General features: G+C 42.9%; 11 protein-coding genes and 1 pseudogene. 2 read left to right on the forward strand and 10 right to left on the reverse strand.

The window, feature by feature from the left end; genetic code table 11:
• Window positions 1-240 precede the first annotated feature (240 nt).
• Window positions 241-501 (forward strand): DUF1080 domain-containing protein, encoded by a 261-nt coding sequence (locus tag EWE74_RS21400; protein ID WP_239018741.1) that lies wholly within the window; start codon window positions 241-243, stop codon window positions 499-501.
• Between the two features lie 51 nt (window positions 502-552).
• Window positions 553-1,032, forward strand: a pseudogene (locus tag EWE74_RS21405) (3-keto-disaccharide hydrolase); the annotation flags it as partial.
• A gap of 741 nt (window positions 1,033-1,773) precedes the next feature.
• Here the strand turns inward: EWE74_RS21405 and EWE74_RS20825 are convergent.
• From EWE74_RS20825 to EWE74_RS20870, 10 genes are all read right to left on the reverse strand, one after another.
• Window positions 1,774-2,448, reverse strand: a complete 675-nt coding sequence (locus tag EWE74_RS20825; protein ID WP_130143590.1) for a response regulator transcription factor — start codon at window positions 2,446-2,448, stop codon at window positions 1,774-1,776.
• Between the two features lies 1 nt (window position 2,449).
• A complete protein-coding gene (locus EWE74_RS20830) occupies window positions 2,450-4,252 on the reverse strand; it encodes a sensor histidine kinase (protein WP_130143591.1) in 1,803 nt (600 codons plus the stop codon).
• A gap of 97 nt (window positions 4,253-4,349) precedes the next feature.
• A complete protein-coding gene (gene ureC, locus EWE74_RS20835) occupies window positions 4,350-6,062 on the reverse strand; it encodes an urease subunit alpha (RefSeq protein ID WP_130143592.1) in 1,713 nt (570 codons plus the stop codon).
• A 40-nt stretch (window positions 6,063-6,102) separates the two neighbouring features.
• Entirely contained in the window at window positions 6,103-6,858 is a 756-nt protein-coding gene (gene ureA, locus EWE74_RS20840; protein WP_130143593.1) for an urease subunit gamma, read from the reverse strand.
• A 37-nt stretch (window positions 6,859-6,895) separates the two neighbouring features.
• Entirely contained in the window at window positions 6,896-7,609 is a 714-nt protein-coding gene (urtE, locus tag EWE74_RS20845; RefSeq protein WP_206365322.1) for an urea ABC transporter ATP-binding subunit UrtE, read from the reverse strand.
• Window positions 7,606-8,367 carry an urea ABC transporter ATP-binding protein UrtD gene (gene urtD / locus EWE74_RS20850; RefSeq protein ID WP_130143594.1) on the reverse strand — a complete coding sequence of 254 codons (762 nt, stop codon included), beginning with the start codon at window positions 8,365-8,367 and terminating at the stop codon, window positions 7,606-7,608. Before urtD ends, urtE begins: the two co-directional genes overlap by 4 nt.
• Before the next feature lie 24 nt (window positions 8,368-8,391).
• A complete protein-coding gene (urtC, locus tag EWE74_RS20855; protein WP_130143595.1) occupies window positions 8,392-9,471 on the reverse strand; it encodes an urea ABC transporter permease subunit UrtC in 1,080 nt (359 codons plus the stop codon).
• Between the two features lie 34 nt (window positions 9,472-9,505).
• On the reverse strand, window positions 9,506-11,170 hold the full coding sequence (gene urtB, locus EWE74_RS21250) for an urea ABC transporter permease subunit UrtB (protein ID WP_206365323.1): 1,665 nt from the start codon (window positions 11,168-11,170) through the stop codon (window positions 9,506-9,508).
• Window positions 11,171-11,176: 6 nt separating this feature from the next.
• Window positions 11,177-12,445 (reverse strand): urea ABC transporter substrate-binding protein, encoded by a 1,269-nt coding sequence (gene urtA, locus EWE74_RS20865; protein WP_130143596.1) that lies wholly within the window; start codon window positions 12,443-12,445, stop codon window positions 11,177-11,179.
• Between the two features lie 33 nt (window positions 12,446-12,478).
• Window positions 12,479-13,549 carry a hypothetical protein gene (locus EWE74_RS20870; protein WP_130143597.1) on the reverse strand — a complete coding sequence of 357 codons (1,071 nt, stop codon included), beginning with the start codon at window positions 13,547-13,549 and terminating at the stop codon, window positions 12,479-12,481.
• Window positions 13,550-13,734 lie beyond the last annotated feature (185 nt).

Consider the following 13,734-nt stretch of genomic DNA (forward strand, 5'->3'; position numbering starts at 1 on the left):
ATTTGTACACCTACCAGACGCAAATTAATAGATAGGATTTAGTTTATGTAAGCTGCTCCCAAAATGTGGGGCAGCTTTTGTCTCATATGCTGTAGGGAGTGAGAAAGGAGCCGATTTTATATTATATTTGGGACACGGGACTTTTTTACAAGGTAAAGGGTCAAAAGGGAAGAAGACAACGATAAAGGTGCAAGATATTAAAGAAATACAATTATGAAGTATGCTATTATATTAATCTGTATGAGTGTTCTTATGAATGCTTGCGACAGCTCGAAATCGCAAAAAAATGATGAAGAATGGATAGCGCTCTTTAATGGAAAAGATTTAGACGACTGGTTTGTAAAAATAAACGGTCACGACTTTGGCGTAAACTATGGGCAAACCTTCGGGGTGGATAGTGGTATTCTAAAAGTAAGTTATGATCAATACGGTGATTTTAACGATCAGTTTGGTCATTTATATTACAAAGTTCCATTTTCTCATTACCATTTGATTGCCTAGTATCGGTTTGTTGGCGAACTTCATCAGGGAGCACCAAGCTATACTTTACGTAATAGTGGGATTATGTTTCATTCCCAAGATCCTCGTAAAATGCTTAAAAATCAAGATTGGCCAATATCTATTGAGATGCAATTTCTTGGAGGCTTGGGAGATGGGAAAGAAAGGCCCACAGGAAATATGTGTTCTCCTGGCACGCATGTCGTGTACAACGGAAAACTGTCTGAAGAGCATTGTATTAATTCTACATCCAAAACATACCATGGCGATCAATGGGTTACGGCAGAACTTATCGTTCATGGGGATTCTGTAATTCAACATGTGATCAATGGGGACACGGTGTTGCAGTATTCAAAACCCCAAATCGGTGGATCTGTGGTCAATGGTCACGATCCAAAAGAAAAAATCGACGGTAAATTATTGAACAATGGTTTTATTGCATTGCAAAGTGAGGGACAACCAGTGCAATTTCGAACAGTGAAGTTATTAGATCTTAGTCAGAAAACACGATCCGGAGATAGATCCATAAATTAAAAAGGTACATAAATGATAAGCGTAAACACAGATGTTTTCCACTAAAAACCGAACGGTCCACGGTTTTTGGCAATCCCTTTGTCACATAAAGGGAATGGTTTATCTGATCCAGTACCCACTTTTTCGGCAGGAGTGTTCCCCTTTTGTTGTACGGTGATCCCTTTATCATATACAGTGAATGGTTTGTCTGATCTAGTGTCCACTTTTCGGGTTGGAGTGTTCCCTTTTTGTTATACAGTAATCCCTTTATCATATACAGTGAGTGGTCTGTCTGATCCAGTGCCCACTTTTTCGGCAGGAGTGTTCCCCTTTTGTTGTACAGTGATCCCTTTATCATATACAGTGAATGGTTTGTCTGATCTAGTGTCCACTTTTTGGGCTGAAGTGTTCCCTTTTTGTTATACAGTGAATGGTTTGTCTGATCTAGTGTCCACTTTTTGGGCTGAAGTGTTCCCTTTTTGTTATACAGTGAATGGTTTGTCTGATCTAGTGTCCACTTTTTCGGCAGAAGTGTTCCCTTTTTGCTGTGCAGCGATCCCTGTATCGTATACAGTGAATGGTTTATCTGATCCAGTGTCTACTTTTTCGGCAGGAGTGTTCCCTTTTTGTTGTACCGTGATTACCTATTCGGCATAGTGTAATCACACTACGTCATAAAGTGTTCGGTAAAAGCGACAAACCGTACGGTTTTTGACCCATATATAGGCCCCATTCCCGCTAAGTGTTTAAGTTAACTTGATCTTATTCCGTTGAAAGTTCCTTTGCGTCTGAATCCAAAGCCTGTAAAACTTCATCCATATTTTTCGTGTGAAATTTACGGAGAATGTTTTGCCGATGGGCTTCCACGGTACGAATACTAACATTCAAAATTTCAGCGACTTCTTTTGTGCTGAGATGATCACGCGTCATCTTTATTATTTCGAGTTCTCTTCTGGAGAGAGATATACTGCCCGGAGAAGCCAACTTGTTAGCGTTAGTATGGGTTCGGGAGTCGAGGTATTTTTTTACTAAAATATCGGTTACTTCACCAATGAAATAAAACCGACCAGCATAAACGGAACGGATGGCATTCAGGAAAATTTTATTGCTTGTATCTTTTAATATAAATCCGCTGGCTTTCATATCTAAAGCTCTCGTTACATAATCTGGACTATCATACAAACTAAAGAAAATTATTTTGCTATTGGGGCGCAGCCGTAATATGGCTTCTGCAGTTTCAATGCCATTAATTCCCGGCATTCGGATATCCATGATAATCACATCCGGAATTATGGTGACCAAATCTTCCAGTGCAGTCTCGCCGTCCGCGGCTTCACCAACCACTTCCATATCTTCTTCACGGTCTATAAGTTGTTTCAATCCATTCCTGAATATTTCGTGATCATCTACCAAAAAAACTTTAATCGCTGTGTTCATGTTAACATGGTATTTCTAGTACAACAGTTGTTCCTTTCCCCGGCTCTGTATCGAGCGTGAATATACCGCCCAATAGTTCAGCGCGTTCTTTCATGCCTTTTAAACCGTTCATCTTACGCGTTCTGTTAGGGTCATATAAGTGGTTCTCTTCAAAATAAAAGCCGCTGCCATTGTCTTTGACGATTAAATTAAGAAAATCTTGCGAAGTATCAACATATATTTCCACTAAAGTAGCCTCGGCGTGCTTGATAATATTATTTAGGCTTTCTTGCATAATACGGTATAATGTAACTTCAAGTTCCGGCGAGAGTATTTTCTGCCCAATATTGCTCTCCAGCACAAAAGAAATGGAACGATCTGCATCCTTACACGTCTTAATAAGATCCTCGATGGCAGATAGCAGGCCGAAATCTTCCAGGACACTTGGTAATAGGTCTGCACATATTCGACGAGTTTCGATAATCAGTTTGTGGAGCATGGAGTTAACGGCAAGCATATCGGCACTTTTATCACTATTTTCATCCGCTATCTGTTCCAACTTCATACGGAGGCTGGTCAGCATTTGCCCAATACCGTCATGTATTTCAGTGGCTACACGCTTGCGCTCCTTCTCTTGTCCGTTAATAATGGCAAACGAACGTATATGTTTATCCTGCGTCTCGCGTTTGAGCTTTTCTTCAATGAGTAACCTATTCTCACGTTCTGCGTTCTTTCGTTTCGTAATATCGTTCGCAATGACCAAGTATTGATATAGGCTCCCCATTTTATCGAAGACAGGAATTAAGGTCACATCTAGCCAGAATCCACTTCCATCAGATGCATAATCAAAGATTTCGTCCTGCCACACCTCGAAACGTTTTTTCGGATGGCGTATATGTTCGTAGATGATACATTCGCTCGCAGTCGTGTTATTGTAAAATATGAATTTGTCACGCAGTTGAGACATCGTATACCGCGTAACGTGGCCATACTTTTCATTCGCATAGAGGATCTTACCTTCTGGATCAATCTTAACAAGATAGGTAGCTTTATCTAATGCAAAATTTATTTCGCGGATTTCATTGTAGGAATGTTCCATGGCGACATGAGCCTCCTGCAGTTTTTCGGAAAGTTGTGTGGAACGCTTTTCCGATTTTACCAATCCGATGACAACACGTCTGATATATATGGACAACGGATAAAAAATAAATAATACCTCTAACGTGATTGTCAGGAGGAGTACGCCGCACATAATATAATCGGTGTCTTTCAGCCGGCTGATTCGCTCTCTGGCAAATCGATCATATTCAAATACAATTAAATCCATTCCCAGTAGATAGGATTGTTCATTGTTCAGTATAGTTTCTACATATGGCCGCAAAAGGGTAGGATTTGCCGAAGTAGTTGTATCAATAATAGCGATTATATGTTCTGCTGCCAGCATCATTTCATTACGTGGATGACTGACCAGTTCAAAAAGCTCTTTTATTTCCCCTAAATTGTAAGTGGGCAATTCGAGAAATTTATTTCCATCTTCCAGGCTTTTTTGTACTTTCTCCCACTGGCGGAGCGTATTCAGAAATTCTTTCTTACTATTTTCGTAATCGTAACCATTTTGCAGCATAAGGGCCGTCTTACTAAGTGTTTGGCTGTGGGTGCGCAAACGTGCCGTGAAATTGATTACATGCGAATCGTCTAAAGAGCGACTCAGGTGTTGCTGTATCCGCCATTGGCTCGCTATTGTTAGGAATGCAATGATGGACAAGGCGATGATATACCGCGATGTGAATTTTTTAAATAGCTTTCCTTCTACAGATTTTTTCACAGGATTTTTTTGTTAGTCCGATACGCACGGCAGCGCTGTCATGCCGTTGTTTTAAAGCAACAGAAGCCGCTATGGCTTCTGTTGAAAATCGCGATTTCTAAAATAGGCTATACAGCTGTGTCAATGGGAGTTTTTCTGCCGGTTCACAGCTTATCGGTGTTCCATCGGCAGTTACTTCATATGTATCCGGGTCAACCTTTATTTTCGGAAGAGCATCGTTGAAGACCATATCTTTTTTTCGTATATTTCGTGTATTTCGTACAGGTTGGATCATTTTATTTAATCCGTAAGTTTCCACGTTATCTACCGAAGCTTGTGATACGAAAGCGATGGAAGTATTACCTACAGCGCTACCTAATGCGCCGTACATTGGTCTAGAAAATATCGGCTCCGTCGTTGCAATAGAGCCATTTGGATCTCCCATCTGTGCTTGTACAACAGTCCCTCCTTTAAGCGTAAGTTCAGGTTTAATACCAAAAAAACGAGGATCCCATACGACAAGATCTGCCAGTTTACCCGGTTCAATAGAACCGATAAGGTGGCTACATCCGTGTGTGATTGCTGGATTGATGGTGTACTTTGCAATATATCTTTTAATCCGGAAATTATCCGTATCAGTCTCACTATCTTCAGGGAGGCTTCCAAGCTGTATCTTCATTTTGTCCGCAATCTGCCAAGTTCTGCATATTACCTCTCCAACACGGCCCATGGCCTGCGAATCAGAAGTAAACATGGATATGGCGCCCATATCATGCAGTACATCTTCAGCGGCAATGGTCTGTTTTCGGATACGGCTCGCGGCGAATGCCACATCCTCATCTATACTTTTGTCCAAATGGTGGCAGACCATCAGCATATCGAGGTGCTCATCCACGGTATTAATAGTATACGGGTTAGTAGGTGATGTAGACGACGGTAATACATTAGGTTCTCCCAACATGGTAATAGTATCCGGCGCGTGTCCGCCGCCAGCCCCTTCAATGTGGTAGCAATGTATTGCTCTATCGTTAAACGCTTTGATCGAGTCTTCGACATAGCAACTTTCATTCAAGGAATCCGTATGGATACACACCTGTACATCGTATTGATCGGCTATAGATAAACAATTGTCGATAGCGGAAGCCGATGATGCCCAGTCCTCATGTAGTTTAAGTGTCATTGCGCCAGCCTTTATCTGTGCTTCCAATTCTTTCGGTCCGGAAGAACTACCTTTGCCTAAGAAACCTATGTTCAAAGGAAAAGTGTCCGTCGCCTGCAACATCATTTTTATATAGGTAGCATTGGGGGTAATCGTCGTTGCCAGTGTGCCGGTAGTTGGTCCGGTACCCCCTCCAATAAGTGTCGTTATGCCACTCGATAACGCTTCTTCCGCTTGTTGTGGGCAGATAAAATGTACGTGCGTATCTACCCCGCCGGCAGTAATTATTTTTCCTTCACCTGAAATGATTTCCGTATTTGCACCAATAATCATGTGTTGGTCTACACCGTCCATGATGTGTGGATTTCCGCCTTTTCCTATGCCGACGATCAGGTTGTCTTTGATGCCTATATCCGCCTTATATATCCCGGTATGATCGACAATCAAGGCATTGGTAATGATCATATCCAGCACTTCGTCGGGCTCAAACCCTGTAGCTTGCGCCATGCCGTCGCGCACAGACTTACCACCGCCGAAAATACATTCTTCGCCGTACACGGTAAGATCTTTCTCTACGGAAGCAATGAGGTTTGTGTCACCCAAACGTATTTTATCACCCGTTGTCAGTCCGAACAATTCGGCATATTTTGTTTTTGATATCTTGTGTGCCATTTTATTAAAGTTTTTTAAATAATCTGATGTTGTAAACGATTTAGACGGTTGTTTCTATGTAGCCCTTGTCTTTTAGGATGGTTTCTATTTCTTGCACCCTACCTTCGATTGAACCGTTAATCAGTGCATTGGCACCGAACACCTTTTTTTCGCCACCTATTTCGACGAGTTGTACAGTTTTGGTTTCGTCTGGCTTAAATCGGATGGCCGTACCAGAAGGAATATCTAATCTATACCCCAGCGTAGCTAGGCGATCGAATTTCAACACTTTGTTTGTTTCAATAAACGGATAGTGAGATCCGACCTGTACCGAGCGATTTCCAGCATTATATACGGATATTTCTACAGTAGATTTTTTAGCATTGAGTTCTATTTCTCCTGCTGTTACAAAAGATTCACCAGGAGAAGCCGTAGTGCTGTTATTAATTACCTTTTCCGTACCCGTTCGTGTAAGTCCGGACCCGTAGAGTGCAAAACCATTGTCGATCGCCGATCGATTGATGGGTTGGTGCACTGTAACCAATTTTGTGCCGTCAGGGAACGTACCTTCAACTTGAACGGTATCGAGCAATGCAGGCACACCGTCCATCACATCGTCAAATCCAAGTATTTCCCGACCCTTCTCCATCAAGTTTTTTACGGATTCACCTTCACGGATGAACTCCAGCAGCTGTGTGGCTATCAGCGCCACAGATTCCGGATAATTTAATTTGATACCTCTCGCGTATCTTTTTTGTGCTACAAATCCTGCATTATGCAGCATGAGCTTTTCTATTTCTTTTGGGGATAATTTCATGCTTTTTAACTGTTTTAAATTTCTGTAAATACTATTTCTATACCGCTATGTGCTCCTGTAATTCTCCGAAATCGAATAAACCTGCTACACCGTTTTTTATCATCTTCCCTCTATCCATAAGGTAAAAATGATCGGAAACATGCTTCGCAAAATCTATTTTCTGTTCGACCAGTAAAACAGATAGATTTTTTTCAGATACGAGCCTTCGTATAATGTCACCTATTTCATATGCAATCGAGGGTTGGATACCTTCAGTCGGCTCATCCAGGAGCAAAAGTTTGGGAGCGCTGATTAGCGTTCGGGCTATGGCAAGCTGTTGTTGTTGTCCGCCGCTGAGGTTACCTCCAAGCCGTTTTCTAAACTCCTGGAGTACAGGGAAAAGATCATAGATTTCTTCCTCGGTCATTTTTGCTTTGTAGTCTGCTGTTGCTTCTAGCCCCAGAAGTAGGTTTTCGCGTACAGTCAGTTTAGGGATGATTTCCCTGCCCTGCGGCACGTAACCTACGCCAGCTTTCGCAATTTTATAGGAAGCTTGGTTTACGATGGACGTGCCATTAAAATCTATGTTTCCTTCCTGTGCCTTGACCAAGCCCATAATGGTTTTCAGCAGCGTTGACTTTCCAACACCATTGCGTCCCATCACGGTAGTAACCGCTGCTTTTTTTACCTGCATGTCCACAGACCATAAGATGGTGCTTTGTCCATATGCGGCTTTCACGCGGTCGACAGACAATATTATTTCTTCGTTCATATACTGGCTTTTATTCGTTCTGAATTCGATCTTCCGAGATAACTATCGATTACACGTTGGTCGTTTCTTACCTCCTCAAATGTACCTTCTGTGAGCAGTTGTCCATTGACAAGTACGGTCACGGTTTTTTGGGCAATCTGTTTGACAAAGTGCATATCGTGCTCTATAACGATTACACCGTGCTGCGTCGATAATTCGAGAAGTAGTTCTCCGGTTTTTTCCGTTTCCCTATCAGACATTCCCGCTGCGGGCTCGTCGATCAGCATGAGTTTCGGATCCTGCAGGACCACAATAGCAATTTCCAACCACTGCTTCTGTCCGTGCGAAAGCTCACCTGCACATTTATCTAATACACCGTGTAGACCAACCCGCACAGCCGTGTGACGTATCTTATCGTCGATAGCACTATCCATTTTGAAGAAGAGAGAGGCAAGCACACTCTTTTTCATTTTTGTCGCCAGCAACATATTATCATATACCGATAAACTCGGGAATATCGAAGGCTTCTGGAACTTGCGTCCAATGCCCATCTCCGCAATCTGTATTTCTGTCATGCCCAAAATCTGCTTGCCATCGAAAAATACGGTGCCGTGATCAGCTTTGGTTCTACCACACAGCAAATCCATAAACGTAGACTTGCCGGCACCGTTCGGACCTATTATGACGCGCAGTTCTCGGGGTGCTAGAGAAAAATTGTGGAGATTCAACGCCTGCAATCCTCCAAAGGACACCGAAAGATCTTTTACTGTTAATAACATATCTATCATTTTATGATTATTGATTTAGGGGAGGGGTGCTGCTGCGGTCTTTCGCGACTTAAGTCCCACACGGATAGCCAGCTTTTCGAACAATCCTAAAAAGCCTTTATCGAAGTACAGCACCGTAAGTACATATAATATACCTAAAATAAATAGCCAACCTTCCGGGAATACCGTGGTGCAGACGCTATACAGGCAATTGACTGATATGGCGCCCAAGATTGCCCCTTTGAGATGGCCCCGTCCGCCAAGTGCTACCCACATGAGCATCTCCACGGACGCTTTAACATCCATTCTGCCGGGGGTGATAATCCCTGTCTGCGGTACATATAGCATGCCGGCTATGGCGCCTATTACCGCTGCAATAATAAAAATGGTTAGTTTATAATGGAGTACCCTATAGGCGGTAAAACCCACCCTAGATTCACTATCCCGGATGGCAAGCAACACCTTTCCGAACTTTGATCCAACAATATGCCGACAGATCTGATATACACCAGCGAGCGTAGCTAGGGATACCATATATAAGCCTAATTTGACAGCAGGCTGGCTGAGATCAAAACCCAGTAATGTCTTAAAATTAGTAAGACCATTGGTGCCGCCCATATTCGTTTCATTGCGTATAAATAATAGGTATACCGAAAGCGCCAGCGCCTGGGTAATGATAGCCATATATACACCTTTTATGCGGCTTCTAAAGATAAAATATCCTATGATGAACGCCACAGCTGCTGGAATAAGAAGTCCCAATAATAGCGTAGGAATAAAGTTTTGGAAAGGCATCCAGAAGAAAGGAAGTTCCGTTAAGTTATTCCACGACATAAAGTCAGGCAGAAACGCGGGTGATGAATCCGCCTGGAGTGTAAGATACATGCCTATACCATATCCGCCCAGACAAAAGAAAATGGCTTGGCACATGGACATGATGCCGGTGTACCCCCAAATGAGGTCGATGCCCAGTGCAGCTATCGCAAAGCAAAAATAACGCCCCCATAATGATATACTGTTCACGGATATCAGCCCTGCGCTATACCCCAGCGGGAGGAGTATAGCAAAGAACGATAAAAATACAATAGGAATAATTTTATCCGATTTTAATAACATGTTTGCCGTAGTTTAATGATGTACATATTTGATTTTATTCTTCGGCTGACCGGCCCTTGTCAGGAAATAACCCTTTGGGTCGGAACTGCATAAAGATCATGATGATAAATAAGATGGTAACCTTGCCGTATACAGCCTCAAAAAACGCTTCGAGGATCTTGGACGAGATGCCAATTCCTAATCCTGATACAATGATGCCTACAATTTTCCCCACACCACCTATCACGACCATGAGGAAAGAATCGACGATGTAAGACTGCCCCATATCTGGAACGACATTCCCGATCAGCGTCATTGCACAGCCAGCTAGACCCGCTAATCCCGATCCCATGAAAAAAGTGATTACATTGACGCGTTTGGTATCTATACCTAAGCAGGCGCTCATGTTACGGTTCTGCGTGACTGCGCGGATCTGAAGTCCGAGACGCGTATGCATTAAAACCCAGTATACGAGTGCTACGATGATCAACGTCAGCACAATGATAAACAGTCGGTTATACGGAAGTACGAGCTGCGGGTTAATGTAGATTCCACCCGAAAGTATGGCGGGCAATTTGACAGCCGTCATATCGCCGAATATCCATCGCGCAAGTTGGATAAGTATTAAACTAACTCCCCAGGTCGCTAACAGACTATCAAGTGGTTTTGCATAAAGGCGTCTCACGACCAGCCTTTCTAATAGAAGTCCGGCCGATCCAGCTACAATGAACGATAGGGGCAGCGCCGCCAGAAAGAACCAGTCAGAGGATTGTATTCCGAATACATTGGAAAAAAGGAGCTGTACGCTAAACGTCGCATAAGCACCGATCATCAAAAATTCGCCATGTGCCATGTTGATGATACCCGCTAAGCCGTATACGATTCCTAGGCCAAGCGAAATCAGAATAAGGATACTCGCTAAACTGAGTCCGCTGAAAGCGTTTTGTATGCGCTCTATCCAAGCGGATTTTGCGGCCAGTTTTTCTGCTTTGGATAGGAGATAGGCAGATGCGTCTTCAGGCAACCCGTCCCGTTTCGTGAAATTTTGTAAGAGCTGAAGTGTATTGTTGCCACCAGTATTATATAGGGAATCCGCCCATGCCGTTATTTCGCTGGTAGTTGTTGCCTTCGTCATCTGAAAATAACAATATGCTTCCCGTCCGGCCACCAGTACCTTGGGGTCGTCCTCATGCGAGAGCGCCCAAGATAAAAGTTCCGGTGCTATATCATCGGATTGTAGAGCCTCGAGGTAGGCCGCTGCTCGTATCTGTGTATTCGGATTGAACAGATTTGTTCGAACGCCTAACCCTGATACTGACAGACGATCGGGACGTGCGATAGGTACGCTTTGTAATTCTTCCTGTGAAACCGATAAAGGTTGCTGCTCGTCGTCTAATACCATGGTGTATGTTGGGTATAACTTTCGGAGCAGCATATATCCTTCTGGTGTATCAGCATCCTTACGAGCGACTACAAGCTCGTCTTTCCATATATATAAAGTGGAATTTTGTACGGCGGCCAAAAAAGGTAAAACAGCTGGATTGTCCTGTTGAAGCAATTTTTGGATTGCCTCAGATCTATCAACCTCGCCGGAAGGATTCGCTACCTGTTGCATGAAAACGGTGATCGAATCCTGGGAACCATATGTCGTTAAATAAAAGAAACAACATAGTATTCCCCAGATAAACGTTTTTAGTGCTTGTACATTGTTGGTCATCATGAAATCTTATTTTGCTCCACCAAAATCGAAGAAGGGTTGCGGTTCTATCAATCCTTCCGACTGCCATATGATATCAAACTGTCCATCAGGTTTAATCTCCCCAATCAACGCCGGTTTGGCCAGGTGGTTTAGTTTGCTGTCCATTGTTACAGTTCCTGCAGGAGAATCAAACGATAGGCCCAAAAGTGCTTCGCGCACTTTGTCTACCTCAAATGACCCTGCTTTTTCTACAGCTTTAGCCCATAGATAAACATTGGTATAAGCCCACGTTATCGGGTCATCTACGACGCGGCTACTTCCTCCAGGTAATTTATTTTCGTCACAAAATTTCTTGAAATTTTCGACGAACTGTTTGTTCTCTGGTGTATCCATCGACTGAAAATAATTCCAAGCGGCTAAGTGACCTACTAAAAATTCCGTGTCCATAGACCGCAGCTCGTCCTCTGCTACCGAAAATGCCATTATAGGGCATGTGACCGCCGTCAGTCCTTGATTGGCAAATTCTTTATAAAAAGGAATGTTGGAGTCACCATTGATAGTGGATAGTACACAGGCTTTGCCACCAAGGGCAAACTTTTTGATTTTAGACACGATCGTCTGATAATCTTGGTGGTGGAATGGCGTATATTCCTCGATGATATTTTCGGGTGGAACACCATTCGTCAATAAGTAAGATTTTAGTATTTTATTGGCTATACGTGGAAAAACATAGTCTGTGCCCAGTAAATAGAAACGTTTATAGCTGCCCCCCTCAGGACTCATTAAATATTGCGCTGCCGGGATTAATTGCTGATTGGGTACAGCTCCTGAATATACGACATTTTTGGAACTCTCTTCGCCCTCGTATTGTACCGGGTAAAAAAGCAGACCATTTTGCTGTTCAAATACCGGTAGCACCGATTTTCTGGAAACGGAAGTCCAGCATCCGAAAACGGCTGACACCTTTTTATCGATCAGCAGTTCTTTCGATTTCTCGGCAAATAAATCCCAATCTGACGCGGGGTCGACTACTACGGGTTCGATCTGTTTCCCCAATACACCACCATCGTTATTAATTTCATCGATTGCCATCTCTACGGCATCCCTAAGCGAAACCTCTGATATGGCCATCGTGCCGCTTAGCGAATGTAAAATACCGACCTTTACCGTATTTTCACCACTGGTTTCCGTGGCGGATTTATTACTGTTTCCTGAATTGCAAGCTGCAAGTAACAGCACGCCTGTTCCGATTAATAAAGTGGCGGGTTTTAATAGAGATTTTAGTCTAACATTCATGTCGTTTATATTTTAAGGTGTGTCAAAGTGTAATTAGAAAATAAAAAACTGTAGTTGCAGCCAGCACTGTCCGTATGTCTGTTTTTCAAATTTTGCTGTGGCTGTATTTTCTACATTATAACTACGTGTCGTATAGGAGAGGCGAAGGTTTGTTCCAAAATCGTTAAAAAAGTAATTTAACCCTCCGCCAACTACAGATCCCGAATTCAATTTATCAAAACGGTCGAGGTCAATCTCGCCAGCCTGTATAGATTCGGCTTTCACCTGGTTATTTTCATACTTGATCCAGGGTTGTAGGCGAGTGCTCTTGAAGTAGTATCCTAGCTCTAGAAATTGAACCGTTTGCTTTGGTATCGATGTTGCAAAAGAATATTTGCCGGTTGATGTGCCGCCAGACATATACTGAAAAGCCGCACTTAATGTTATGGAACCGTCGTTCGAGACCGGATAATCTAAAAAGAGGTCACTGCTATAATTATGATAACTGCTTTGCGTGTCGTATCCTAGGCCCCATGTAAGTACTTTCCGTTGGCCGAGATTGGTACCGGCGTAGTAATAATCCTTATCCTTATCCAGAAAGTTATAGGCGAGGCGTCCAACGTAACGCAATGGATCTTTTTCATCTACAATACGACCGGTGAATACGCCGATACGATATTCAAATTTATCCTTAAATAGAAATCCCCGCGCATTCACGCCTAAATCCCGTCCGAAGTTGCCCTGCAATGGACTATCTTCAAACATGTTGTAGGGATATTGAAAGTAAGAAAAATCATTAGTCAGTAACGTTGCTGCACTTTGGAGGCCGTTTCGATTGTTGGAAACGAGTTGTTTTCCGACGACAAGCTGAAACGCGTTTGTGAATTCATGCTGGTATTGGGCGTCCAAAATAATCTGAGATACTTTCACGTTTTTTGTGCCGTCAGCATTTCTCGAGCCAATAATGGAAGGCAGATCTGTCTCTATAAAAAAGCTACCTTTCTTGGATAACTGGCCGCCTACTAGTACACGCGCACGGTATAAAGAAAAGCCCTTGCCCCATGATTTCGGTTCTGGTGCCGTGTGTGGGGCCGAATAACCGTCTTGTTGAGTAGAAGCAAACATGTGTATTAGTGCACCGATTTGAATCGAAGGTCTAAATGTAGAATCTTTTTCTGTTTGCTGTTTACGATGGTTTATATCTAATAGACTGTACTTACGTATATTTTCCAAGTATGGAACCTCGAGTAATACATGTGGTCGGTTAGGAGGGGTTGATTTTAGTTTGTTGTCTGTGGATTTGTTTGTAA

The sequence above is a fragment of the Sphingobacterium corticibacterium genome, assembly GCF_004208525.1.
Lineage (GTDB): Bacteria > Bacteroidota > Bacteroidia > Sphingobacteriales > Sphingobacteriaceae > Sphingobacterium > Sphingobacterium corticibacterium.